Source organism: Shewanella violacea DSS12 (genome assembly GCF_000091325.1).
Taxonomy (GTDB): Bacteria; Pseudomonadota; Gammaproteobacteria; order Enterobacterales; family Shewanellaceae; genus Shewanella; species Shewanella violacea.
On the sequence record NC_014012.1, the window covers coordinates 2,293,296 to 2,317,307 of the forward strand.

24 protein-coding genes are annotated in these 24,012 nt (G+C 43.8%); 21 read left to right on the top strand and 3 right to left on the bottom strand.

Annotated elements, in window-relative coordinates; genetic code table 11:
- Window positions 1-50 precede the first annotated feature (50 nt).
- From SVI_RS09360 to SVI_RS09375, 4 genes are all read left to right on the top strand, one after another.
- Window positions 51-290: a DUF4266 domain-containing protein gene (locus SVI_RS09360; protein WP_408005172.1), complete on the top strand. Its 240-nt coding sequence runs from the start codon at window positions 51-53 to the stop codon at window positions 288-290.
- Window positions 277-1,680 carry a DUF3570 domain-containing protein gene (locus tag SVI_RS09365; protein ID WP_013051267.1) on the top strand — a complete coding sequence of 468 codons (1,404 nt, stop codon included), beginning with the start codon at window positions 277-279 and terminating at the stop codon, window positions 1,678-1,680. Before SVI_RS09360 ends, SVI_RS09365 begins: the two co-directional genes overlap by 14 nt.
- Before the next feature lie 120 nt (window positions 1,681-1,800).
- The gene (locus tag SVI_RS09370) at window positions 1,801-2,688 is read left to right on the top strand and encodes an FAD:protein FMN transferase (RefSeq protein WP_013051268.1); all 888 of its coding nucleotides are present in this window, start codon (window positions 1,801-1,803) and stop codon (window positions 2,686-2,688) included.
- A gap of 126 nt (window positions 2,689-2,814) precedes the next feature.
- On the top strand, window positions 2,815-3,114 hold the full coding sequence (locus SVI_RS09375; RefSeq protein WP_041419838.1) for a hypothetical protein: 300 nt from the start codon (window positions 2,815-2,817) through the stop codon (window positions 3,112-3,114).
- A 425-nt stretch (window positions 3,115-3,539) separates the two neighbouring features.
- Here SVI_RS09375 and SVI_RS09380 read toward each other — a convergent pair whose 3' ends face one another.
- Both SVI_RS09380 and SVI_RS09385 read right to left on the bottom strand, forming a co-directional pair.
- Window positions 3,540-5,597 carry a sulfatase-like hydrolase/transferase gene (locus SVI_RS09380; RefSeq protein ID WP_013051271.1) on the bottom strand — a complete coding sequence of 686 codons (2,058 nt, stop codon included), beginning with the start codon at window positions 5,595-5,597 and terminating at the stop codon, window positions 3,540-3,542.
- Window positions 5,598-5,671: 74 nt separating this feature from the next.
- Window positions 5,672-5,932 (bottom strand): hypothetical protein, encoded by a 261-nt coding sequence (locus tag SVI_RS09385; protein ID WP_013051272.1) that lies wholly within the window; start codon window positions 5,930-5,932, stop codon window positions 5,672-5,674.
- Between the two features lie 317 nt (window positions 5,933-6,249).
- Here SVI_RS09385 and SVI_RS09390 point away from each other — a divergent pair, with 317 nt between their 5' ends.
- The 16 genes from SVI_RS09390 to SVI_RS09465 all read left to right on the top strand — a co-directional run bounded on the left by SVI_RS09390 (window position 6,250) and on the right by SVI_RS09465 (window position 21,942).
- Complete coding sequence (locus tag SVI_RS09390) at window positions 6,250-7,698, top strand: L,D-transpeptidase family protein (protein WP_013051273.1); 1,449 nt, start codon at window positions 6,250-6,252, stop codon at window positions 7,696-7,698.
- 4 nt (window positions 7,699-7,702) lie between these two features.
- Window positions 7,703-8,155 carry a helix-turn-helix domain-containing protein gene (locus SVI_RS09395; protein ID WP_013051274.1) on the top strand — a complete coding sequence of 151 codons (453 nt, stop codon included), beginning with the start codon at window positions 7,703-7,705 and terminating at the stop codon, window positions 8,153-8,155.
- A gap of 645 nt (window positions 8,156-8,800) precedes the next feature.
- Window positions 8,801-8,995, top strand: a complete 195-nt coding sequence (locus tag SVI_RS09400; protein WP_013051275.1) for a Flp family type IVb pilin — start codon at window positions 8,801-8,803, stop codon at window positions 8,993-8,995.
- A gap of 61 nt (window positions 8,996-9,056) precedes the next feature.
- Entirely contained in the window at window positions 9,057-9,632 is a 576-nt protein-coding gene (locus SVI_RS09405; protein ID WP_041419839.1) for an A24 family peptidase, read from the top strand.
- Window positions 9,633-9,748: 116 nt separating this feature from the next.
- Window positions 9,749-11,074, top strand: a complete 1,326-nt coding sequence (locus SVI_RS09410) for an ATP-binding protein (RefSeq protein WP_041419840.1) — start codon at window positions 9,749-9,751, stop codon at window positions 11,072-11,074.
- A 32-nt stretch (window positions 11,075-11,106) separates the two neighbouring features.
- A complete protein-coding gene (cpaB, locus tag SVI_RS09415) occupies window positions 11,107-11,919 on the top strand; it encodes a Flp pilus assembly protein CpaB (RefSeq protein WP_013051278.1) in 813 nt (270 codons plus the stop codon).
- Window positions 11,920-11,958: 39 nt separating this feature from the next.
- A complete protein-coding gene (locus SVI_RS09420) occupies window positions 11,959-13,413 on the top strand; it encodes a type II and III secretion system protein family protein (RefSeq protein ID WP_013051279.1) in 1,455 nt (484 codons plus the stop codon).
- An 18-nt stretch (window positions 13,414-13,431) separates the two neighbouring features.
- Window positions 13,432-13,710 carry a hypothetical protein gene (locus SVI_RS09425; RefSeq protein WP_013051280.1) on the top strand — a complete coding sequence of 93 codons (279 nt, stop codon included), beginning with the start codon at window positions 13,432-13,434 and terminating at the stop codon, window positions 13,708-13,710.
- Between the two features lie 259 nt (window positions 13,711-13,969).
- Complete coding sequence (locus SVI_RS09430) at window positions 13,970-15,286, top strand: pilus assembly protein TadG-related protein (RefSeq protein ID WP_013051281.1); 1,317 nt, start codon at window positions 13,970-13,972, stop codon at window positions 15,284-15,286.
- Between the two features lie 9 nt (window positions 15,287-15,295).
- Window positions 15,296-15,766 carry a TadE/TadG family type IV pilus assembly protein gene (locus SVI_RS09435; protein ID WP_013051282.1) on the top strand — a complete coding sequence of 157 codons (471 nt, stop codon included), beginning with the start codon at window positions 15,296-15,298 and terminating at the stop codon, window positions 15,764-15,766.
- Window positions 15,763-16,221 carry a TadE/TadG family type IV pilus assembly protein gene (locus SVI_RS09440; protein WP_013051283.1) on the top strand — a complete coding sequence of 153 codons (459 nt, stop codon included), beginning with the start codon at window positions 15,763-15,765 and terminating at the stop codon, window positions 16,219-16,221. Before SVI_RS09435 ends, SVI_RS09440 begins: the two co-directional genes overlap by 4 nt.
- A gap of 67 nt (window positions 16,222-16,288) precedes the next feature.
- The gene (locus tag SVI_RS09445; RefSeq protein ID WP_041419841.1) at window positions 16,289-17,575 is read left to right on the top strand and encodes an AAA family ATPase; all 1,287 of its coding nucleotides are present in this window, start codon (window positions 16,289-16,291) and stop codon (window positions 17,573-17,575) included.
- Window positions 17,572-18,897, top strand: coding sequence for a CpaF family protein (locus SVI_RS09450; protein ID WP_041419842.1), 1,326 nt, complete (start codon window positions 17,572-17,574; stop codon window positions 18,895-18,897). The genes SVI_RS09445 and SVI_RS09450 overlap by 4 nt, the downstream gene beginning before the upstream one ends.
- A gap of 8 nt (window positions 18,898-18,905) precedes the next feature.
- Complete coding sequence (locus tag SVI_RS09455; protein ID WP_013051286.1) at window positions 18,906-19,883, top strand: type II secretion system F family protein; 978 nt, start codon at window positions 18,906-18,908, stop codon at window positions 19,881-19,883.
- Window positions 19,884-19,885: 2 nt separating this feature from the next.
- Window positions 19,886-20,854 (top strand): type II secretion system F family protein, encoded by a 969-nt coding sequence (locus tag SVI_RS09460; protein ID WP_013051287.1) that lies wholly within the window; start codon window positions 19,886-19,888, stop codon window positions 20,852-20,854.
- Window positions 20,855-20,910: 56 nt separating this feature from the next.
- Window positions 20,911-21,942, top strand: a complete 1,032-nt coding sequence (locus SVI_RS09465) for a tetratricopeptide repeat protein (RefSeq protein ID WP_013051288.1) — start codon at window positions 20,911-20,913, stop codon at window positions 21,940-21,942.
- A gap of 65 nt (window positions 21,943-22,007) precedes the next feature.
- Here SVI_RS09465 and asnS read toward each other — a convergent pair whose 3' ends face one another.
- On the bottom strand, window positions 22,008-23,408 hold the full coding sequence (gene asnS, locus SVI_RS09470) for an asparagine--tRNA ligase (RefSeq protein ID WP_013051289.1): 1,401 nt from the start codon (window positions 23,406-23,408) through the stop codon (window positions 22,008-22,010).
- 259 nt (window positions 23,409-23,667) lie between these two features.
- On the opposite strand from asnS, the gene SVI_RS09475 reads away from it, so the two are divergent.
- Window positions 23,668-24,003: a hypothetical protein gene (locus tag SVI_RS09475; protein ID WP_013051290.1), complete on the top strand. Its 336-nt coding sequence runs from the start codon at window positions 23,668-23,670 to the stop codon at window positions 24,001-24,003.
- Window positions 24,004-24,012 lie beyond the last annotated feature (9 nt).

Sequence of the window (24,012 nt, forward strand, 5' to 3'; positions counted from 1 at the left end):
TGAGTCGAATGAGCACGTGTGAGGCAGCCCATAAATTAGAGGTAGAGATGATGACGTTCGAGACTGAACTGATTAAATCAGCCAGAAGCTTGTCGTTACTGGTGTGTTTATCTTTGACGGCCTGTTCGAGTTTAGGCGTAGAGCCATGGCAGCGGGATCAGTTTGCTCGTGAAGATATGGCCTTGGATAGTGAAAAGTTGGATCTAACCTTGGACGATCATATCTATTTCAGTAAAGAGGGCACCAGTGGGGGGCGCTCGCTCGCAGGGGGCGGTTGTGGTTGCAACTAAAACACCAGGAAATACTGCAAATCAGACTCTAACTGAGTCACAAGCATACACACAAAGTAGGCTAAAAACGGGTGCCGGTGACGGGGGAACTTCGATTGCCGATGCGCTGTCGATGGCAAGCTTTGCGCTACTAAGCATGACAAGCTCGGTGGCCAGTGCTACGGAGACAGCCAGCTTAGATGCTGTTGAGATAGACTCACCTAAAATAGATGCCGCTTTACTCTATTATCTGGAGCAGGACAGGGTGACGGTGGCCGAGGGAATATTTAACCTCAAATTGCCCCTAGGGGATAAGCGCATTTATGAAGCCAAGTTGGTGCTAGATACCTTAACGGGTTCCTCAGCCAATGGCGCTGTGCCTCAGGATCAACGCCAGACTTTTACCCGCCCATCCGGTAATGGCGAATACACTATAAATTCAGGTAACACTCCGTTAGATGACACCTTCAAAGACACCCGGGTGCAGCTCAGCGGTAACTGGGCCGAAATATGGTCCCTTGACTGGAGCAGTAATCATGGTGTTTATCTGTCGAGGGAATATGATTATACCTCCATGGGAATTAACTCGGCACTGGCGCGCTCGTTTAATAAGAATAATACTCAGCTGTCTTTAGGCATGGCTTATTACTATGATTTAGTCGACCCAGTGGGAGGACGGCCCCTAGCCATGAGTAATATGGTATTTCGGGATGACTTTGACTCCCACGCCGAGTTTCGTACTGAATTTGATAAGACTCGCCAGATAGCGAGTACCGATAAACAGACTGTGGATCTCAGCGTCGGCTTAACCCAGATCATCAATCGACATATGCTGGTGCAGCTCAGCTACAACCTGTCTTCTTTGCAAGGCTATATGACAGATCCCTACAAGGTACTCAGTCTGGTGGATGCGTCGGGAACCCGTGAGGCATATTTTTATGAGAGCCGACCCGATGAGCGTCTCAAGCAGAGCCTGTATCTGTTTAGCAAGCACGCCTTAGCCACTGGGGTCACAGATCTGGCTTACCGTTATAGCTATGATGATTGGGGCGTGGCCTCACATACGTTCGAGAGTCACTATCGTTACAATTTCACCTCGTCCTTTTTTGGTCAGTTGCACCTAAGATATTACCGACAAGAAGCGGCTCACTTTTATCGGGTGTTCCTGAAATCAGAGGAAGTGCTGCCTGAATTTGCATCGGCAGATTATCGTATCGGAAACATGAATACCTATACGTTTGGGATAAAAATAGGTCATACCTTAGCCGATGGCACTAAGGCCAGCTATCGTCTTGAATATTATCAACAAGATCCCTATTCAAACGGAGACCAAGCCCTAGGTCAGTTGGCTCAACATGAGTTATATCCCAGCGTTAAGGCAATTATTTTTCAGTTGGGATTGTCATTCTAATGGGGCCAGCTCATCTTCCTGCCAATGCTATATTCATCTGTGCTGATGGGATGGCAAGTCTATGATGATTAGCTTGTATATAATGAGTGACGAAATACCCCACCAAGAGGATACTCGTCTATGAGCGGAGACTTAATATTGGTGCCTACTTCCAGGGGACATCATGCAAGCTTCAATGCCATGGCCAGTCGGTGTGAAGTGCTTATTCGCTCAACGGACAGAGAGTTGGCCTATACCATGGCCTATCGGGCCCTAGAGGAAACACGGCGTATAGAGCAGAAGTACAGTCGTTTTAATCCCTCTAGTCTACTGAGCAGACTCAATGCCAATGCCGGTAATTGGCAGAATATAGACGCCGAAACTTCGGCGCTGTTGTCATTTTCCAAGCAATGCTTCGACTTAAGTGCTGGCATGTTCGATATCACTGCGGGCCCTTTATTAACACTTTGGACCTTTGGCGCAGATGCAAACTTGCCGACGTCATCTTCAATCGAGAGGGCACTTAAACATGTGGGCTTAGACAAGCTGACCATAGAAGCAACACGTTTATACCTACCCCTAAACATGAGTCTGGATTTTGGCGGCATCGCTAAGGAATATGCCAGTGACAAGGCTGCAAGTCTGTTAACGCTTCACTATCCTCATATACCCGCCTTGGTGAATTTAGGCGGTGATATAGCCTGTGCTTCGATTGTTGAGAAACCATGGCGGGTGGGAATAGAAGATCCTAGCAAGCTGGATAATGCTACTCGAACGATAAGCTTAACGGGTGGAGGGCTGGCCACCAGCGGCCATACACGACGTTATCTCGTGGATAAGGGCAAACGATACGGACATATTTTAAACCTTACAACAGGCTATCCGGTGGAACGTGCACCCTTGTCTGTGACCGTTATGGCCGCCAACTGTTTGGTGGCAGGTATGTTATCCAGTATCGCAATGTTAAAAGGGGCCAATGCTCAGGCCTTTATGGCAAGTCAGAATGTCGATTTTTATATCTGCAGTTAGCATATCTTGGTTAGTGACTTGTAATAGCTTATTGCTTTTGTTAGTTTAATTGACGACATAATATGTCGTCTGTTAGCTTATGGCGTACAAGTGACTCATACCAATCGGTATATACAGGAGCAAGGAATGCTGGAAAAAATATTTATCTACACCATTGCTGGGTTTGTGGTTATTTTAAAATGGTTAGCTATAGTGCTAGCGCCAACATTGGCATTGGGAATGGTGGGGCTGATTATCTCTGATATCCGTGATGTGATGGATATGAAACTTATCTTTATCTTGATGAGCTTAGGTGCCCTGATAGGCGCTATCTTGGCGGAAACAATCCGACGGAAATATGGGTTAATCGAATTTGATGGCAAGCTTATCGGTCACCCAGATATCGATGGGCATAATGTGTTAGCAACAAAGTCGACAAACTCTTAGGTGCTATTGTAGAGTGGAAGGCACAAGGCACAAGGCACAAGGCACAAGGCACAAGGCGAACAGCTAGACCTTAAGTTTTATACTCTATTCCTTGCGTTATTTTCGGCGTGATAAAGGGCATTTTCTGAAGCTTTGAATCTTTCATCAGTGCTGATATTTTGTTGTTTGCCTTTCATTGATACTGACAGCAACACCTATGCTGACAATGAGGTTTATGGTTTTATCGACTTCAGAATGTTAGCCATATTTTATGGCATGTTTATCTAGAATGGGTCTTTCACGCTAGCTTTAAATCACCAGTGCCTAGTTAACTATTTTATTTATTCCCTCATTGAGATAGGTTCAATATTGATTTGAGTGTCTCTTAAAAAAGAGATTAAACTCCATCCCCCTGAAGCCAGAAGAACACAAGTATCGAGTCAGTTTTAATCTGTATTTGTGGCCATCCGTCTGCTATTTTCTTGTGTCTGTTGGCATCTATTCTGAGGATCAAAACCATTATCATCACGGTAATGGGCACATAAATCCTTTAACATCTCACTCCAGGGAGCATCGCCCTGGTATTTTTCCAGGCTGTACCATCTGTTTTGACGGGTATCGACCAAGATTAGGTCTTCATAATCAGGTAGCATGGCTAACTGCCAGTGCTGAAAATATACCGAACGTTGCTTCTTAGCAATCATCTCTTGATAAATGGAGGGAACCAACACTGCTCGCCCATTATCTCTGATCTCATACTTAGACATGGTTTCAGAGAGTACCTTAGCCTCATCGATAAAGCTGGCATTGAGCGATTTGACCGGGATGGAGGATTCAACAAACACACTTAGTGGGATAACCTGGCTCATATCTTTGGGTAAAATATGGCCATCGAATGCTTTATCCTTCGTCTCTAATGATAGATCCAGCTCTTCAAATAGGCTTGGTGCTATGTCAGTTAAAGAGTAAATTCCTTGAATCTTCTTGGCTGTTTGTTTCTCTTCCTGTGGGCCAAATCGTCGATAAGCCATCAAGACATTTACTTGTTCCTGACTCAGTACATTGGTGCCGTGACCCCAAGCATTAACATTGAGTTTAGCCTCATCCTTAGCTTGGTCCCCTTGTAAGGTGTCTTTTTCTAACATGAAACCTTCACCGTGATCTGAGATCAGGTATACCAAGGCGTTATCTAAGAAACCTCTGTCTTCTAGTGTGTCCATAAATTGCTGAAACTGAGCATCAACTTTTGGAAGCATGGTTTGATACATGAAGTGATTATAATTGCCCTTCCAGGTGGCATCGTTCACATCGATAAAGTTTTTAGAAGTGAAGGGCCAATGTAACTGACAAAAGTGAACGGCTAAGAAATTGGGGCGCTTCGTTGAGAGGGAATCCGTGATTTTACGGTTAAATAATAAGGGGTCATAGGCTTTTCCATAGGCCCGATTCATATATAGATAAGGAAAAAGTGATTCGGAAACACTAAGCTTTAGAAACAGGTTGATCAAAGGGATGTCACCTATATTGGCTATGATGGCATCGGCGGCGCCGATCTTCGGACCTATTACCTTATCGAATCCATACTCCATATCTATTTGATTGAAACGTCTTTCGTCTATTCCATAGGTGGTTTGATAGCCTAGAGCTTTGAGCTCTCTGATAAGTGGTAACGGTTTTTTGATCAGCTCAGGTGGAGCCAGGTTAAACCTTGCCCCATGAGTAACTGGGTACTGGCCGGTGAGTATACTCATCCAGGCAACATAGGTCCGACCTAGAGGTGTATAGGTCTTATCATAGAGATGGGCTTGTTGAATAAATTGATTTATACCTGGGGTAAAATGCTTGTCGGGATCGCGAAAGTTAAGATGATCAGGTCGCAGGGCATCTATACCGATAATGAAAACATTGGGGCTGGTTTTATCTGTTGGCGCATAATGTTCGGAGCTGCCGCTGGTGGAGATGCCAACCATGAATAGGCCTATAGCGAGAAGAGAGTAGCTAAGGCGTTTTCCTATCAGGGTGACGAGTCCCCATATAAAAAAACTACACAGGACTAATATCAAGGGAATCAAAATCCATGGATTTACTAAGAGGGTATCTCTGAAAAACCCGAGTAATGATGTTGGATACCAGTAAGCATTGATGCCTAATACCAAGGTAATATGGCTCAAGATGATAATTAACCATATCTGAGTTCTGATCCCAGCGTCTCTGAATATAGTGAACCAAGGCCTACAGGAGACTGTAATAATGATCGACCAGAGCACATGTAAAACTAACACCAAGAAGACAAATTGTAATAAATCTAGAATGAGCCATAGACTGTGTAGATTATCATCACCCAGATGAGTCATGGCTTGGGCAATAGAAAATGATGAGTAGTACTGCAGCAGCTGCTTAAAATTATATAGAGCGACCAAAGATAACAGCATCATGGCGTTAGTGCGCCAAAATGTTCGTACCATGGATAGGTCATCGGATATATTTTTGTGTTGCTGGGTCATATTTTTCCCTATTAGTCAGCACTTATTCCTTCATCTGTAACTAGTCTATTGAGTGTCCAGTGTCTCATCTTCCTTCACTGGTTAAGTTTATTTTTTTTAGACGGAGTGACGGTATATTTATCATTTTCTTCGATGACACTGTTTAATTCTGTGGCGGCGGGCCAATCTCCCAGTATCAGATATCGCTCAGCAAGACTCGAGCCAGATGGGCTATCGGTTTTTATCGACATTCTAGATTGATAGACCTGCCAAGCTGGCACAATATTGACTGCCAGTAACAGAATAATGATGCAGCTAAGCCCTATTTTTATTGTGACTGTTGAGAAACTCTTCACCGCTATAATAATCCCTTGTTAGCGTTTATATGAGTCTTAGTCAGCATAACTAAGGCTTCTTGTTTAAAAGTATAGTTGGCTTTTTTCTTACCAGACTATTCTTAACTGTCTAATAGAGCGGTGAGTTCACTGGATTATGAGGCCATATAATTTGTTTCTATCTGGATTTTGAACTAAAAGTTAAGGTAGCGGCTCAATTATGCTTAAACCTATGATTGGCTGGGCTTGTGCCTAGCAGACGTAGCATATCTATGTCTATGCATCAGCTGTGATCATTCTTTTTTACGCATTTAACTCTATTTGCCTGGGGAGTACCTATGAGGTCATGGCTGTTATTATTGGTCTCAATTGTGTTTTACCTAGGGCTTGTCACCGATATAGAAGCAAACAATAAATCACCTGATATGCAGAAGTCTGCTTGGCTCTATGAAGGCGTCGAGGGAGATTTAATCTGGTTTGATGATAAAGGGATAACCCTTAGTGGAATGGCATTATTAGGGCTCTTCGATGATCTTGGTATAGATACAAGCGCTGCTCATGAACAGCAAATAAACGAGATTAAGATAACTGATAGCTTGTATTCACATGCCTTACTCGATCTCTTAGCACATATAAGAAGTGTGAAGGGGGGAGGCGAGGCCGATGATGAAGTACGGTTACTGGAAGCGATTAATAATGATGAATTAGCGGAGTTTATAGCTAGTATTTTACCCTCCTATGATGAAGTCTCAAAAATTCGACGCATGATCCGAGTGTACAAATCTCAGTTAGATGTTAATTGGCCGACAATCACTCAGGTTAACTTCAAACTCGGTCAGAGCTCTAAGCAAGTTCAACGTCTGCGTTGGATGCTAACGGCCTTAGGTGATCTAGAAAATAGCGAGCTGACACGCTATCGGGAATCAATCTATGACCCTATGGTTATCCATGGAATTAAAGCCTTTCAACGCCGGCATGGCATAAGGGTTAGCGGCGAATTAGATGAGTCTACAGCTCTGGTATTGAATATATCTCCTCAGCGAAGAGTCATTCAGATGCAACAAAATTTGTGGCGATGGCTTATGATGCCACCGAGTCCTCCTAAAAAATATATTAAGATCAATATCCCTGATTACTCTCTACAATTATTTGTCCTAGGTGAACTCGATTTATCAATGAAAGTAATAGTTGGTAAACCCAGCTCGCCCACTCCAGTCATGATGACTCGAGTAACGAGAATGACGATAAATCCATATTGGACTCCACCTTCGAGTATTATTCGCTCAGAATTACTTCCCCTAAATAGCACAGAGCCTGGTTACTTGAACCATAAAGGATTTGAATTACATGCAGTGGGTAAAAATGAGATCTCTGTGGTTAAACTGACCAATATGGAGCCCAAGCAACTCAAAGGCCTGCTTACAGAATATCGCTTGGTACAAGCTCCAGGAAAAGATAATGCCTTAGGGCAGGTGAGGTTTACCATACCAAACACTCAATCTATTTACCTTCATGATACCCCTGCTAAGAATTTATTTGATGGAGAACATCTGGCTCTGAGTCATGGTTGCATCCGCCTGGAAAAAGCACTAGCACTCTCTGAATATTTAATCTCGATACATGAAGACTCTAAAGAGATACAAGTGGCGCTGAGTGGGTCTAAGACCCGATATGTCTCTCTGCCTGATCCCATGCCTATATTCATTACCTATCAGACAGCCTGGGTGGATAACCGCGGTAAGTTACAATTGAGACCCGATATTTATCACTTAGATAGAGAGAGATAAGGAGATGGCTGAGCGTATTCCTGAAACACCTGACTTTATGAAGCTTATTCGTCAGGAAAAAAATGCCAGGATGAAATTAAAGCTTTTGGCTTTACTCCATTTTCATGAAGGTAAATCAAGGTATCAGATAGCTGATTATCTCAAGGTGAGCCGCACCAGCGTCAATAAATGGGTGACGAGTTATTTGACACATGGATTAGGTGGCCTCAAAGAGAAGAAACACAGTGGTAGACCGGCAGCCTTGACGGCGGCTCAAATGCAACAATTATCACGCTACATCAAGTTTAAAACCACGACCAAGAAAAATGAACATCTCCATGGCAGTGACATTCAAGCTTATATTATTGAACACTTTGGCGTGACCTATGAAATCTCTAATATTTATAGAATCTTAGAGAAATTAGGTTATGCCTGGGTGACACATTCATCACATCACATTTTTTTCGATGGCATCTAATATTATTTAATATCAGTATATTAAATAAGGCTGGATACAAGATAAAGCTTAAGTCTTTGAATATTCTATATTTGAATATTTCTCTATCCGATTGTGTCATTATAATATTCAGTGATGTTTGCCAATTATTTGCTGCATAGGGTTTAAATCCCAACAGATTAAAGGTCTTGACGTCTTTTTTTCTTGCTATTAGTAGGGAAAACCTAGATTCGTTGAATAATTAAGTGATCTGATTTCTCTGCCTACGACATTATTTTATCTCTGTCTATTTTAGTATCACCCTCTTTAATATTAATTATAGGTCCATGAAATGTGTGTATTTATCAATCAAATCAAAGTGAGTGTTTACAAAATTTAATCTTGGACTAACTAGCAGACTCAAAAATAACTGTAGATGTAAACTATGAAAAATATAGGAGTATTTCACTGGATCAGTTATTTATTCAGCGTGGAGTATATAAGGGTCCTTTGCTACTTTTAAGTTAGCTCTAGTGTTTATATCTCGTATCACTAGAAGTTAGTATACAGGCTGCTATTTTTAAGATTTCGTGTCTCTGAGATGGCGTGCTTATATATGAAAAAAGCTTATCAGCATGAGTATTAATTAAGATGTGCCGATATTTGGATGACTAGGAGAAACAGAGTATGAACATTAAACAGATTTTTTCAGATTTTATTGAAGATGAGAGTGGACTTACAGCTGTCGAATACGCCATCGCTGGTGGATTAGTTGTCGGTGGCATGATTGCGGCATTTAATCAGTTAGGCACCAATGCAACATCAAAAATTAGTTGTCTTGCGTCTGCTGTGAATGGTGCGAGTACCGACTGTGGTTCTTAACTGTTAGAACCCATAGGGACGTGGGTTTTCTTTTAAGGCATTACGACCTATGGTGTCGCTTATGACTGTTTCACAGCTATCGCTACAGCTGATGCTTGCCGGAGCATTTTTTATCGCTGCAATTGTGATGGATCTCTATAAAGAGAAGATCCCCAATAAACTCTGCTTATTGGCGATATTTTCTGGTTTTGCGATCAATGCCTATTATGCACAATTAGAGGGGGTGTTAATGGCATTTTTCGGCTTTGCCTTGGCTTTTATCATACTGTTTCCTACGTTTTTATTTCGCATCTTAGGTGCCGGAGACATTAAGCTAATGATGGGGATAGGTGCCTTGATGGGGCCAGATTTACTCGTCGCTAGTCTGGCTTATGGTATCGTTGCCGGCGCAGGCACCAGCTTACTCTTGATCATATGGAAGACAGGATTCTCAGGTCTAGCTAAGACCTTGAAACGATATTGGGATTGTTTCTATCTACGCAGTTATTTTAAACCCGAACCAGGAGAAGCGGCTGGGCTACGCGTACCTTATGCTCCCGCTCTTGCCCTTGGCTGGTTATGGGCTTGCTCATTAGACAGTGACATCTCTGAGTTATACTTCAACTGGCATATCTATTTAGGTTTGGGAGTCACATAGATATTAGAGTGTTTAAGTACATAAAGTCTTTCAAAACAGATTATCAATCTAGTGATAACTGCTCACCTATGAAGATTAACTGGCATCAATATTAATCGATCCGGGAGGCCGATATTATGTTGCGACTAAGTACAGATAGCCCTTCCATAAATGACAGTAAGTCCAGTAATAAACATAATGCTAATGAACTGGCTCCCCGTCCAACTTCAATTAAAGATACAGGAATTCAAGAATCAGTATTACTTGAACTCATGCTTAAGCACCTTCTGAGTGGTGGGGTACTGACTAAGGCGCAACTCGTCAATAAAATGGGGATAACTGGGGGCATTATCCAGGAGTTATTCGACAAGGCTAAGGGCTTGGCCTGGGTTGAAAATCGACAGTCATCGGCCGAGGGACACATGCGTTTTGCCCTAAGCGAAGCGGGGGATCGGTATGCCAAGCAAGCTTCTATGAAGAGTGGCTATCGTGGTTTGGTTCCTGTGCCACTGGCTCAATATTCAAAAATTTGTCGTCTGCAGTCTAGTAGAAGAAACCCTATCACCTTCGAGATGCTACAAAACGGGCTTAAGGCCTTGGTTCTGCCCAATGATCTGCTGCATAAAATAGGTCCGGCGCTCAATTCAAGCAGGCCGGTACTCATCTATGGTCCGCCGGGCACGGGGAAGAGTTATTTATGTCGAAACCTTAATGCGACCTTAGGTGACTCAGTATTAATTCCCTATGCGATTGCTATTGGGACCGAAGTTATTCAGGTGTATGACCCTCAACTTCACCACGCAGTAGATAATAATAATGAGTCGGCTCAGCTGGATCTTGTTCAGGGGCATGATCCTCGTTGGATTGAATGTAAACGTCCCTTGAGGATCACAGGTGGAGAACTCACGGCTGAGATGCTGGAAGTGCAATTTGATAGTCACAGTCGCACTTATATGGCTCCTATTCAGCTTAAGGCCAACAATGGCATCCTGTTATTGGATGATTTAGGCCGCCAGCGTATCAGTGCGAAACAACTTTTCAATCGTTGGATTATTCCCATGGAAGAGAGGCGTGATTTTCTGTCCATGCAGTCAGGTGAGCATTTTGAGATCCCTTTCGAGTTAATTCTACTATTCTCTACTAACCTTAATCCTAACGAACTGGTCGATGATGCTTTTTTGAGACGGCTCGGATATAAGATCCACTTCGATGCCCTTGATGAGCCCTTGTATCGAAAAATCTGGTTTCAGGTATGTGAAGAACAGGGACTCAGCTGCAGTGAGGAGATGTTTCAACACTTAGTAAATGATTATCATCACTTACTAGAGAAGCCCTTGATCCCTTGTTATCCACGTGATTTGTTAGGGATCATGGGAGATCAAATCAGTTTTATGGAGCTGAAACCTGTGGTGACCAAGGCCTTGATTGCTGAAGCTTGGTCTATCTATTTTGTTCAGGCTTAACGTTCAGCTTAATACGTGCAAAGGAGCTTTCGATGAACAATAAAACCATGTTATTCGTCTTGCTATCACTCGCCTTCGGTGTGGTGGCGGTTTTTTTAGCTCAAAGTTGGCTCGAGTCTAACAGTGAGACTGGCGGACCAGAGAATACATCCACTGTGATCACTATGGCAACCTTAGTTCCTTTGGGGGCGATACTGGAGCGAAAGCATCTAAAATTGACCCCTATGCCAAAATCAGTGATCCCTGAAACGGCCATTAAAACCTTCGAAGAGGCTGAGGGCATGGTGGTTAAACACAATCTTTATACCGGAGAAATTCTGCGCAGTGAGCGGATTATCAAGAAGGGAGAGGGCAGTACATTAGCGAGTCTAATTAGCCCTAATATGCGAGCTGTAACCATCAGGGTGAATGATGTCGTCGGGGTCGCAGGATTTCTATTACCGGGCAATCGTGTGGACGTGCTTAACTTATTTAAGAAAGACGGCGCGTTACACACGGATATAGTATTAGCCAATGTTAAAATTCTTGCCATAGATCAAAGATCATCCAATGATGAGAATAAGCCCAAATTGGTCAGGGCTGTGACTCTCGAGCTGAGTCTAGAGCAGGCGGAGATCTTACTGATCGCCAAGGGGCGTGGAAAGTTGCAATTGGCATTAAGAAATCCCAATGACTCGGCGGAAGTTGAACTAGCCTTAATCAATGAGACAGAAAAGAGGGAGAAGCGACCTGTGAGTAATATGGTGATGGCTCCTAAGAAAATAGTTCGTGTTTCATCAGAAAGTAAGTCAAAGGTCTATCTGCTCAAGGGGATGAAGGAGCAGGTTGTTAAGGTGAGTAATTAGGTGTAGATGGTTATCCATGTATTGATAAAGGAGTGCACTATGCCACATTCAATATCAAAATTGACTAAGGTATTAGCGTGTTGTTTAGCTTTATGTTTTGTTTTTATAAACTTTTCAGTCAAAGCTGGTGGTCCCACGGGGGCGAGCAGAGACATCATGTTGATCCCTATCTTCAAATCAAGGATCTTAAACCTTAAGCAAACCGTCCACCGGGTATCAGTGGGTAATCCCAATATTGGTGATATCAAGTTACTGCCTAACAATGAACTCTATGTCTTAGGTAAGAAACTGGGCAGCACGAATATCATGATCTGGGATGAAAATGAACGATTGGTTGATGTTATAGATATCGAAATCACTCATGATCTTAACGGACTCAAATTACGATTACATGAGTTTTTACCCGGTGAAAAACTGGGGGTACAAACATCCCAGGGTCACCTATTGATCAGCGGCCAGGCATCAAATCTACAAAAGATGAATACAGCTGTCGAGTTGGCTAAGGCCTATGCAGATGCGGCATCCGTGTCTAAAGTGAATAGCACAGTATTGAACATGATGACGGTCGGTGGGGATCATCAGGTGATGTTGGAGGTGGTGATAGCCGAAGTTCAGCGAGAGGTAGCCCGTCAATTTGATTCTAAGTTTTTTATCTTCGGTCAAGGCTCTAAATTGTCAGGGGGCACGGCGGGGGGAGGTGCAACCTTCGACCTAGATCCGGCGGCAGCAATTAGCAACAGAGGTTTTTTTGCTCGATATATTAATGATAACTTGTTGATGAACTTTGCCTTAGATGTGGCCAAACAAAATGGTTTAGCTAAGGTGTTGGCCGAGCCTAATGTGACTGCATTGAGTGGTCAATCTGCTGAGTTTCTTTCTGGTGGTGAATTTCCTATTCCAGTTCCAGGAACCAATGGATCTACGACCATTCAATATCGTGATTTTGGTGTTGGAGTCAGGTTTGTACCTACGGTGTTAGACTCTGGTCAGATAAATTTAAACCTTAACGTTATCGTGAGTGAGGTCAGTAATGCCAATTCGGTGTCATTATCTGGTGGAGGCTCGAATGCTACTCTGATTGTTCCTTCAATAGTCAAGAGAACCACATCGACTACGGTAGAGCTTGCCGATGGTCAGACTATTGCCATCAGTGGTCTCATCAACGATACCTTACGTGAAAACATAGATAAGTTACCCGGTCTCGGGGATATCCCTATCTTAGGTCAACTTTTTACCAGTAAAAGTTTCAAGAGTGGTCAGAGTGAACTCATCATCCTGGTGACACCAAGATTGGTGAGGCCTTTTAATCGGAAACATATCTCGCTGCCCACCGATGATTTTGTGTTGCCATCAGATATGGAGTTTTACCTATTAGGTAAAATGTCACATAAAAAACAGGATTCAGAGCGTAGCGAAACTCCCTATGAGGCGATTCTAGATGATGCAAGAGTCGATGACACTGGGACTCAACAGAAATACGGACACTCACTTTAGATAAGGGAGAATGGGTGTATGAATAAGTTCAATGTTAACTTAGGCTTAAAACATGTTTGCCTATTGGCCGCACTCACACAAGTGGGCTGCGCCGAACTCAACGACTTTCCTATGGACGCCAGTTATCTGAAGGTGAAACAGATCCAGATCTTAGATCCTAGTGCGCCAGAGCGTAATGAAGGCATAGTTGGTGTCTTGGAGGGTAATTATGGTGAAAGGGTTATGAAGGCCTACCGTGAGAGTAATGTTTTGCCCAAAGAGGCCAGAAACAATATTTCAGTCAAAATAACTAACTAGTAAAATTTGACTAAGTTTGCTCATGTTTGGTCAAGTTTCACTATAGCACCGCATCTTAAATTGATTTGACTGGGGTGAGTGTCCGTGAGTCTGTCTATACTTAATTAAGTAATAGGAACTCTGGAATTACGTGAGAGCCGCCTTGGTGTATCGGAGGAAGCATCCTAATGATGAACAGTACTGCACAGTGATACTTATTGGCAGCCAGTTTTGCCCAACATAAGTATCGCTCTACCTAATTTTAGTGGTTGGAGGCAAGATGTTTCCCTCACACATGAGCTCGAAGTCATTATCTTCAATTAAGCAGGGTAAACAAGGCGGGGCAATACTCGTGATGTTTACCATAGGCTTATTCTCATTGCTGGCGGTCGCCGCCCTTGCATTAGATGGCGGGCATCTTTTGTTGAATAAGGGCCGTTTGCAAAATGCGGTAGATTCTTCAGTCTTATACGCGGCTAAAATACTACAAAATGACGGTAGCCTTTTTCAGGCCAGAGAAGCGGCGACCCTCATCTTGATACAAAACTTAGGTTTTGAGGAAAACAGCGAACTCGATACCAGTATTGACCTGTCGTCACCGGATTATAACTCTACCTTGGTAACTTCAAATATCTATATCGAGTTTTCCGAATGGCCCGACCCTTTCATTCCCGTGTTCGATGAGACCAGCAAGTATGTACGTGTTCGCATCGAAAATGTCGGCTTAGATAATTTTTTTGCTCAAATATTTAATTTTAATAAGACAGTGAGAGCATCTGCCGTTGCCGGTAAGAGTACCGATATCGAATGCCTGAATAAGGTCGTGCCTATGATGGTTTGTGGCCTTAATGACGAAGCTGATTATATCAATCCTGATACGGGTCTTGTTGAGCCATTTGGATTGCCACTCGATACACTCTATGTGATGAAAACGGGGTCGAACCAAGGGACCGCCATAGGCCCGGGTAACTTCCAATTACTCAGGTTAGACGGTGCCTCAGGTGGCGCCGATATTCGCCGCGCATTAGCTGGGGAGTTCACTCCTGGATCTTGTGTCAGTCCAGGTGATGATGTCGAAACAGAGCCGGGTAATAGTGTTGGCCCTGTGGTTCAAGGGCTAAATACCCGTTTCGGTATGTGGCAAGGCGGTGGGCTGAGTTCTGACACCCACAAAAGAGACAGGAATATTTGTCAGGGGGACAGAATCGAGGTGGATAACGATGGCGTCATTATTCCTTTTACTGGAGGGGAGGCCGAGTACAGTCATCAGGACTACTTAGATGACGATGAAGATCTTCACTGCGATATAGGTGACATCTCAACTGATGCGACAACTTCTATAGGTGGTCGCCGTGAGCTGCCAGTAGTCGTAGGTCTTTGTGATGGGATGACCAATGGTGCCAATACCATTACTTCATTGGGGACCGGCTGTTTCTTCCTGACCCAGCAAATCAGTCAGAAAGGTAATGAGGCTCATGTGGTCGGAGAGTTTGTCCGTGTATGCTCCAGTGCAGGAAGTGCGTCACTGGATCCTAGCTTTGTGAGTAATACCTCTACCATAGTGCTATACCGGGATCCGGACAGCCCGGATTCATAAGGAGGAATTATGGGTCATAGACAACAAGCTGGTGTCGCGGTCATCGAGTTTACGATTTTGTTACCCTTCTTGTTATTGCTGGTTTTTGCCACTGCCGAGCTGGGTAGAGCCCTGTACCAATATAGTCATCTCACGCGCATGGTGAGAGATGCGGGACGATACCTGTCTACCACGGCTATTGTTGATACCACAGAAATCCTGCCGAACCCGTTTAATGATGCCAACTGTGGTAACTGTATCTCTAACACTAAAGATCTGCTGGTGTACGGTAAGTTGGGGGGCAGTATTCCCCTGTTATATGGACTCGATACTAGTGATGTCACCATCACAGGCGATTCGGTTACCGACAGGGTCATTATCACTGTGGATTATGATTGGATGCCTCTGCTTGGTGAGCAGATATCTGGTTTCGGCTTAGGAAATGACAGCAATCTGAGTTTTAATTTTCATGTGAGTTATGCGATGAGAGCAGGACTGTGAGATATCAACGTGGAGTGTATGCGGTTGAATTTGCCATAGTTGGTAGCATCTTTCTTTTGCTTTTGTTTGCCATTATCGAAGTGGGTCGGTTGATGTACACCTACAATGTGCTCCATGAGGCCTCGAGGAGAGCGGCCAGAATAGCCGTGGTGTGTCAGATAGATGATGCTGATGTTAAAACTATGGCGCTCTTTAATGGCGCAAATCTGATCCCTAACCTGACGACGGCCAACTTGAGCATCAGTTATATCGATGAGTTAGGGAATGATGCAACGGGTATCAATATCGTCTTGGTGAGGGCTGATATTGCCAACTACCAACATCAGTTCCTTGTACCTGGGTTATCCAGAGTCATAAATTCGCCAACATTCTCTACATATCTGCCAAGAGAGAGCTTAGGTGTTTATCATGTTGAGGAGGACGATCCCGGTAGCGGTTTTATCGATTGCAATTAAATCGTCTTCGAAACCAAATCCTTACTATAGTAAATGTAAGCAATTTTTATCAGGGAAAGACAAGTCAATGGATAATCCGCTGGAGTTACTAGTGTCTAATGATAAAGAAAGAGAGACTAGCAAAAACACCAATGTAGACTCCCATCCGGCGGCGAAAACCTCAGTTAATAAGATATTGCCTTATCCGGTGCACGCACTCTTGATTAATAGCTGTCATGAGAGCATCTCTGAGATAGAACTGATCCTAGATGCTTGCCTAAACCTCTCTTGGGAGGGGATAGAAACACTCAACCCATTTGCCGGAACTTCGGCTAATGCTAGGCCTTATAACCTCGTTTTACTTATATTGCCCAATGATAAAGTGAGTGCGGTTCAGGCACTTCAATCTGCGGCGGCCTATGATGTTGATATCATCATTCTTGGTCAGGATACCCCTCAAGGCGTTTTAAGGTTAGCTTTTCAACAGGGGGTCAGTGATTTCGTGTCCTTACAGGACCCAGCAGTTGAACTTTTACAGTCATTGGAAAAAATCGCATTTAAATTAGCTGATGAGGCCGACTTGGCTCCAGTTCTGGCTGTGGTTAATGCTAAGGGTGGCTCTGGTGCCAGCTTTATTGCGGCCAGTATCGCCATGATCGCATCGATAAGAGATGAAGGAGAAGTCTCTTTACTCGATACTGATCTGCTGCAAGGGACCTTAGCCCATATGCTGGGGTTGGAGCCTCACTATTTTATTACCGAAGCGATAGTGGAGCTGGAGACTCTAGATGAAATGGCGCTAAAAGGCGCTATGACGAATCTGGGTCATTTGCATCTACTGGCTGCCGAGCCATTTGCTGTGCTTAATGCCACCGAACCTATTGAGCTGCGTAATACCAATGAGCTGTTACTTAAATGTCGACAGTATTACCAACAGGTCATTATTGATCTCTCCCGTGGCCCCGAAATCTGGAATGCCGATATGTTAACCAATGCCAATATTTTACTGGTAGTACAGCAAAATGTGATGAGTATCCGTGAAGCTAAGGCCGTGGTTAATCAGCTGGTTGGCTTTATGGGGATAGATATTGACCGTATTCATTTGTTGGTTAATCGGTATCAAAAGACCAGCTCAGGGATAAATTTGAAAGACATCATGGTGACGACAGGCATCAAGTCTCAATTCGTGGTGGCCAATGATTTTTCCCTTGCAAGTCAGTGTATTGATATGGGCGCACCGATCACAGATGTCGCTAAGCGTGAACAGATGCTTAAAGACCTTTCTCAAGTGACTGAATATTTCTTTCCCGGCTCAAAGGCAGCAGTTAATCCAGCTAAGGGATTTTGGAATCGAATATTAGGGAATTGGTTATGAGCAATATGCCGAATCAACAGCAAGTAGAATTTAAGCAACTCACGTCGGAAGAGCTGAGTTTAAAGGAGCAACTCTATAACAAACTCTTGAGTGTCATGGATCTCTCCCTGATTGAAACTATTTCGAAAGAACAGGCTCAACAACAGATTAATGAGATTTGTGACAAGTTGATCACAGACTTACATTTACCTATCAATCTGTCGGCTCGGCAACGCCTGATTAAACTGATAATAGATGAAGTCTTAGGCTTGGGGCCGTTAGAGATCTTATTGGCGGATCCCAGCATCTCAGATATTTTGGTTAACTCCTATAATCGTGTGTATATAGAGCGCAGAGGTAAGTTGGAGCGTGTGCCGATTGAATTTCACAACAACGCCCATCTACTCAATATTATCGACCGGATAGTCTCCAGTGTGGGTAGAAGAATCGATGAATCTTCCCCTATGGTCGATGCTCGTTTGGCGGATGGTTCTCGGGTTAATGCGATAATTCCACCACTTGCCTTAGACGGCCCCGCGTTATCCATTCGCCGGTTTGCCGTGGATAAAATGTGCGCCGAGGACCTGATCAAGATTGGCTCCATGACCAGTCAAATGAACGAGCTACTCAGCGCAGCTGTAGCCGGGAAACTGAACATCTTGGTTTCCGGAGGTACGGGTAGCGGTAAGACCACATTACTCAACCTGCTCTCGGGCTATATACCCGTCGATGAAAGAATAGTGACCATAGAAGATTCTGCGGAATTACAACTACGCCAACCTCATACGGTTCGACTTGAAACTAGGCCTGCGAATATCGAAGGGAAAGGTGAAATAAGTCAAAGGGATCTGGTTAAGAATTGCTTGAGGATGCGACCAGATAGAATCGTCATCGGTGAAGTTAGGGGAGGAGAGGCCCTAGACATGTTGACTGCGATGAATACAGGTCATGAAGGTTCACTCACCACACTCCATGCCAATAGCGCCAGAGATGCCTTGGGGCGGCTAGAATATATGGTGTGTATGGCAGGTTTCGATATGCCAGTGGCTAATATCAGGACCCAGATAGCGTCGGCTATCGATTTAGTGGTGCAGCTGGAACGATTAGAGGATGGAGGACGGCGAGTGACTAGTATCCAAGAGATAAATGGCATGGAGGGCGAGATCATCACTATGTCTGAGTTATTTCATTTCCAGCGTGAAGGCAGAGAGGAAAATGGTGACATTATCGGCAAGTTTTCAGCTACCGGTGTGATACCTGGTTTTCATAACAAGTTAAAACAGCACGGTATCGATCTTTCACTGGATCTATTTGACTGCGGCGATCCTTTTGCCGATTTTTAGGGGATAGTATGTTTTCAAATGAAGTGATCTTTCTTGGGCTAATATTTCTGGCGGTGATCTTGCTCTCTCAGGCACTTTTTTTACCTGTATATAGCCCACAGAGAGCCAATACAGCATTGATCCGTAAACGCTTGAAGAAACTTTCGGCTAATGCAGGGGATACGAGTATAGAAGTGTCGCTATTGCATAAGAGCAAATTGGAAAAATTAAGCAATTTCGGTAGAAAATTAGAACGTATTGAGTTTATTGAGAATCTAAGTTATCGATTAGAGTTGGCCGATTATAAGATGATGGGACACCATTTTCTTATCTTAGGTGTGCTCACATCTATCATTACGGCGATGATAACTTGGTTTTATATTAGTGATCCTTTTATGACCATTATTGTTTTTGTCATCACGGCTTTTCTGTTCAATATGAAGCTAAATCGTGACACCAATAAGAGAATGGATACCATAGAGGCCGATTTCCCCGATGGTTTGGATGTGATCCGCAGGGCCCTGCAGGCGGGATATTCCTTCACCGATGCAATAAAATTGGCTACCGAAGAGCTGGAGGGGCCATTGGCGAAAGAGTTCAAGCTGATGTTTGTTAATATCAACTACACCAAAGATATTAAGCGTGCCTTGTTGGGGTTTATTCAGCGGGTTCCCAGTGTTTCTGCATTGGCTTTCGCCAGTGCGGTCATGGTGCAGAGAGAAACCGGAGGCAATCTGGCGGAGAATATTGAGAATTTAACTAGGGTCATAAGGCAGAGGTTTAAATTTAGACGTCGAGTTAAGACCTTATCCGCAGAAGGGCGCCTGTCTGCCTGGATATTAATCTTATTGCCCTTCGTACTTTTTGCGGTGATTTATCTTCAGACACCTTCATATGTTGGTGAGTTAACCGGCACCGAAGCGGGACACAAATTACTTATGTGGGGGGCCGTCGGAATGACAATCGGTGGCTGGTGGATCAGTAGAATCATTAAGATAGACGTCTAATTATGGATTATCTCATAGCTTTATTGGGTAGCCTGCTTGATGACCCTAGCCATGTTAAGTGGGCCGTCTATGCAATGGCAGCGGTGGCAGGTATAACCTTGGCCATTTCACTCTCTTTTCTCATCACAGGAATATACTCACCACTTAGAAAACGATTGAAAAGCATCAATAAAACTGATGCAGAACATCATATTTCTCATACTGATGTCAATACCACCATAGAGCATGGCATTGGTCGTGCAGCAAGAAAGACACCACTAAACTTGTCAAATGATGAAACCCGTCGGCTATTGATACATGCGGGTTTACATTCTGAGAATGCATTGGCAGTCTTTAGTTCTGTCAGGTTGATCTTACTGCTTATCTCGGCAAGTTTATCTGTACTTATCTTGAGTATGTTTCCTGAAATATCGGGCATGATGAGTGTGTATGTGGTGGCACTCTTAGTGGGTGGGGCCTATTTGCTACCTTCTATGGTATTACAGAACTTGGCATCCAGACGCATGAAGGAGCTCAGGGCCGGTTTTCCCGACGCCTTAGACTTGTTAGTCGTTTGCTGTGAAGCTGGGCTTGGTCTGTTAGCTGCGCTTCAACGGGTGGCGAATGAACTGGCGATCAGTCATGTTAGCCTAGCCAGTGAATTAGATCTGGTTTGCAGTAAGGTTAGGGCTGGATTGACCATTAAGGTGGCTCTACAGGAGTTCACCGACAGAACTGGGTTAGATGACATAAAGGGTCTCAACTCGGCAATCTCACAGAGTATTCGTTTAGGCACGGGTATAGCAGCAACCTTAAGAGTATTTTCCGATGAATATCGTGATAAGCGCCTGCAAGAAGCAGAAGAGCAAGCGGCAAAGCTTGCGGTGAAGATGATATTCCCCATGATGCTGGGTATTTGGCCCTCATTTTTCATCGTTGCGGTAGGACCAGCTGTACTTAAGGTGATGAAAGTATGGGGACAAGCTTTCTAGTCTAATTTTATTCGTTAAATTCTATTCGTTAAATTTTATAAGTATAAGGAGCGGCTATGGCTGGTTCATTTAGGTATAGTTTGATGGTGGGTAATGCCCCATATTCTGTGTTGGTGCTCGTTTTTATGCTATTGCTGCCAGCATGTATGACATCTAAATCCCCGGAAGAGATACTGGCATTAGAGGCCAGCGTTCCCCAGCGCCAAGATCTTTATGACGCCAAGGCTATGATCACTGTGGCGACAGCCAATCCTCCCAAGGATGAAGCCGATGCTTTGGCGCGGGCTAGCCGTGAAGAATCCCTAGGGAATTTAGACTCTGCTTTGTATCTCTATGTTCAAGCACTGGATTTCAAATCAGACAACGCCGATACCTTATATCAAATTGCTAGAATTCATAGTATTAAAGGCAATATTCAACTGGCATACCTGACATACAATGAAGCATTAATGTTAGATGCCGATATGATGATGTCCCACGCGGGTCTGGGTCTGATCAATATGGATAAGCGTCAGCACAGACAAGCCAGAATACACCTGGAAAAAGCAGTGAGTTTGGATCAGGCTAGGTTGAAACCGCTTATTCAAAGCACAGGTGTTGACAGTTTTTATGCTCTGGACGAGGTTTCACCGGTTAGAATCTATAATGCTTTGGCCATTCTAGATGATCTGGATAATGAGCATGATAGCGCCAGACTCTTGTATAAACTGGCTTTACAGAAGGAGCCACATTCGGCATTAATCATTACGAACTTAGGTTATTCCCATTACCTTACTGGTAATTATACGTCGGCGGAGAATTATCTAAGACAAGCAATCAGAGAAGATCCTAATTTCGATCGAGGTTGGACAAATCTAGGTTTAGTCTATGTTAGGAAAGGTTTATACACTAGGGCATTGGCGACTTTTGAACATACTATGGAGCCAGCCGACGCATTGAATGATTTAGGTTATTTCTTGATGTTAGAGGGGCAATATAAACAAGCTATAGTGCTATTTAAAAGGGCAATAGATAATTCGCCCAGCTATTTTGAACAAGCACAGAAAAACCTGAAACGTGCTTCTATGGAGCTAAACAGTAGACATTAATATATCAAATAGAATCGATATAAAAAAACGCCCTGATGGGCGTTTTTTTTATTCGTAAGCCAAACTTAGAAGCTTGCCGACTTAGGTGCGCGAGGGAATGGGATAACATCGCGTATGTTGGATACGCCAGTGACGTAAGAGACTAAACGCTCGAAGCCAAGACCGAAACCTGCGTGAGGCACTGTACCGTAGCGGCGCATGTCACGATACCACCAGTAATCTTCCTTACTCAGGTTCATCTCTTCGAGACGAGCATCGAGTACGTCCAAACGTTCTTCACGTTGAGCGCCACCGATTATCTCACCGATCCCAGGTGCGAGTACGTCCATCGCGGCGACGGTCTTGCCATCATCGTTGAGACGCATGTAGAAGGCCTTGATGTCTTTCGGGTAGTTTTTCACGACCACAGGAGCCTTGAAATGCTCTTCCGCCAGGTATCTCTCGTGCTCAGATTGCAGATCGATTCCCCACTCGACGGCATACTCAAATTTCTTACCGCAGTTTTTCAGGATTTCTACCGCTTCAGTGTAATCAACTTGAGCAAAGTCGCTAGTAACGAAAGATTCAAGACGTTCAATGACTGTTTTATCGACACGTTGGGCGAAAAACTCAAGGTCGTCACGACGTTCTTCCAGTACGGCTTTGAAACAGAATTTTAGCATCTGTTCGGCGAGGGCAGCTACATCATCGAGATCGGCGAAAGCAACTTCAGGCTCAACCATCCAGAATTCGGCAAGATGGCGACTGGTGTTTGAGTTTTCAGCACGGAATGTTGGGCCAAAAGTATAGACTTTTGACAATGCACAGGCATAAGTCTCGGCATTCAGCTGACCGGATACTGTGAGGAAGGCCTCTTTGCCGAAGAAGTCTTCACTGTAGTCGACTTTACCTTCGTCGGTACGAGGTAAGTTTTCCATGTCTAAAGTCGAGACTTGGAACATCTCACCTGCACCTTCACAATCCGATGCTGTGATGAGGGGGGTCGATACCCAAATAAAGCCTTCTTCGTGGTAGAACCTGTGTATCGCTTGTGACAAACAGTTACGTACACGTGCAACCGCACCGATAATGTTTGTGCGCGGGCGAAGGTGTGCTAGCTCTCTCAAATGCTCGATAGAGTGACGCTTAGCCGCCATAGGATAAGTGTCAGGATCTTCTACCCAACCAGCGACTTCAATACTGGTGACTTGCAGTTCAAATGCCTGACCTTTACCCGGAGACTCAACCACTTCACCTGTCATGATGACTGAACAACCTGCAGTCAACTTTAAGATTTCGTTATTGTAATTTTCTAAGCTATTAGGCACTACACCTTGGATAGGATCAAAACAGGAGCCATCATAGACGGCAAGAAAAGAGATACCGGCCTTGGAATCTCGGCGCGATCTTACCCAACCGCGAACGGTGATCTGCGAACCAACCGCAAACTCACCTTTAAATACAGAAGCGACAGATGTAATGCTCATTGTTGCTTAGTTCTCCAACGAAACGTTATATATAAAATTTGGACGTTTATATTACCTTGCTGGCTGTTTTTCTCAAGTAGCAAAATCAGATAAACGGCCCAATAGAGGTCAATTTTGATGATTAATCCTGCTTTTGAACTTTAACCTAAAGCTAGATAGCGGTCTTGGTTTACTAACTGCTTGAAATTGGCGGCCATAAGGCTTACTTGTTATGATTAAATATAAGACGAAATAGTTTTATTTATTTGAGGAGTTTGCCATGAAAAAAATTAAAATATTTCAGAGATTACTGGCAATTCTTTCTATCACTGGCTGGTCTCTTGCGATATATGCCTTGTTGATTTTCGATAAGGCCAGGCCAGATCGTGCCATAGGTTATTATTTAAGTAAGGGGTCGTCGGTTCGTCTTGGCTGGGATCCCATCCAAACGGTTCAGTTAGAACATATCATATGGGCGTGTGCGACGATCAGTTTTGTCAGCTTGGCATTTAATTACTATTTCGCTCATCACAGTAGGATGGGGTATTGGTTTAATATTCCTTTGCTACTGTTAAGTTCAGTGGCTGCAGGCTTGTATATTACCTTTATGATTTAACTAACCCTA

Bases quoted from the DNA above. Each gene is read 5' to 3' on its own strand.
- SVI_RS09360 (WP_408005172.1), top strand. From the start codon at position 51: ATGACGTTCGAGACTGAACTGATTAAATCAGCCAGAAGCTTGTCGTTA.
- SVI_RS09370 (WP_013051268.1), top strand. From the start codon at position 1,801: ATGAGCGGAGACTTAATATTGGTGCCTACTTCCAGGGGACATCATGCA.
- SVI_RS09375 (WP_041419838.1), top strand. From the start codon at position 2,815: ATGCTGGAAAAAATATTTATCTACACCATTGCTGGGTTTGTGGTTATT.
- SVI_RS09380 (WP_013051271.1), bottom strand. From the start codon at position 5,597: ATGACCCAGCAACACAAAAATATATCCGATGACCTATCCATGGTACGA.
- SVI_RS09390 (WP_013051273.1), top strand. From the start codon at position 6,250: ATGAGGTCATGGCTGTTATTATTGGTCTCAATTGTGTTTTACCTAGGG.
- SVI_RS09395 (WP_013051274.1), top strand. From the start codon at position 7,703: ATGGCTGAGCGTATTCCTGAAACACCTGACTTTATGAAGCTTATTCGT.
- SVI_RS09400 (WP_013051275.1), top strand. From the start codon at position 8,801: ATGAACATTAAACAGATTTTTTCAGATTTTATTGAAGATGAGAGTGGA.
- SVI_RS09405 (WP_041419839.1), top strand. From the start codon at position 9,057: ATGACTGTTTCACAGCTATCGCTACAGCTGATGCTTGCCGGAGCATTT.
- SVI_RS09410 (WP_041419840.1), top strand. From the start codon at position 9,749: ATGTTGCGACTAAGTACAGATAGCCCTTCCATAAATGACAGTAAGTCC.
- cpaB (WP_013051278.1), top strand. From the start codon at position 11,107: ATGAACAATAAAACCATGTTATTCGTCTTGCTATCACTCGCCTTCGGT.
- SVI_RS09420 (WP_013051279.1), top strand. From the start codon at position 11,959: ATGCCACATTCAATATCAAAATTGACTAAGGTATTAGCGTGTTGTTTA.
- SVI_RS09425 (WP_013051280.1), top strand. From the start codon at position 13,432: ATGAATAAGTTCAATGTTAACTTAGGCTTAAAACATGTTTGCCTATTG.
- SVI_RS09430 (WP_013051281.1), top strand. From the start codon at position 13,970: ATGTTTCCCTCACACATGAGCTCGAAGTCATTATCTTCAATTAAGCAG.
- SVI_RS09435 (WP_013051282.1), top strand. From the start codon at position 15,296: ATGGGTCATAGACAACAAGCTGGTGTCGCGGTCATCGAGTTTACGATT.
- SVI_RS09445 (WP_041419841.1), top strand. From the start codon at position 16,289: ATGGATAATCCGCTGGAGTTACTAGTGTCTAATGATAAAGAAAGAGAG.
- SVI_RS09450 (WP_041419842.1), top strand. From the start codon at position 17,572: ATGAGCAATATGCCGAATCAACAGCAAGTAGAATTTAAGCAACTCACG.
- SVI_RS09455 (WP_013051286.1), top strand. From the start codon at position 18,906: ATGTTTTCAAATGAAGTGATCTTTCTTGGGCTAATATTTCTGGCGGTG.
- SVI_RS09460 (WP_013051287.1), top strand. From the start codon at position 19,886: ATGGATTATCTCATAGCTTTATTGGGTAGCCTGCTTGATGACCCTAGC.
- SVI_RS09465 (WP_013051288.1), top strand. From the start codon at position 20,911: ATGGCTGGTTCATTTAGGTATAGTTTGATGGTGGGTAATGCCCCATAT.
- asnS (WP_013051289.1), bottom strand. From the start codon at position 23,408: ATGAGCATTACATCTGTCGCTTCTGTATTTAAAGGTGAGTTTGCGGTT.
- SVI_RS09475 (WP_013051290.1), top strand. From the start codon at position 23,668: ATGAAAAAAATTAAAATATTTCAGAGATTACTGGCAATTCTTTCTATC.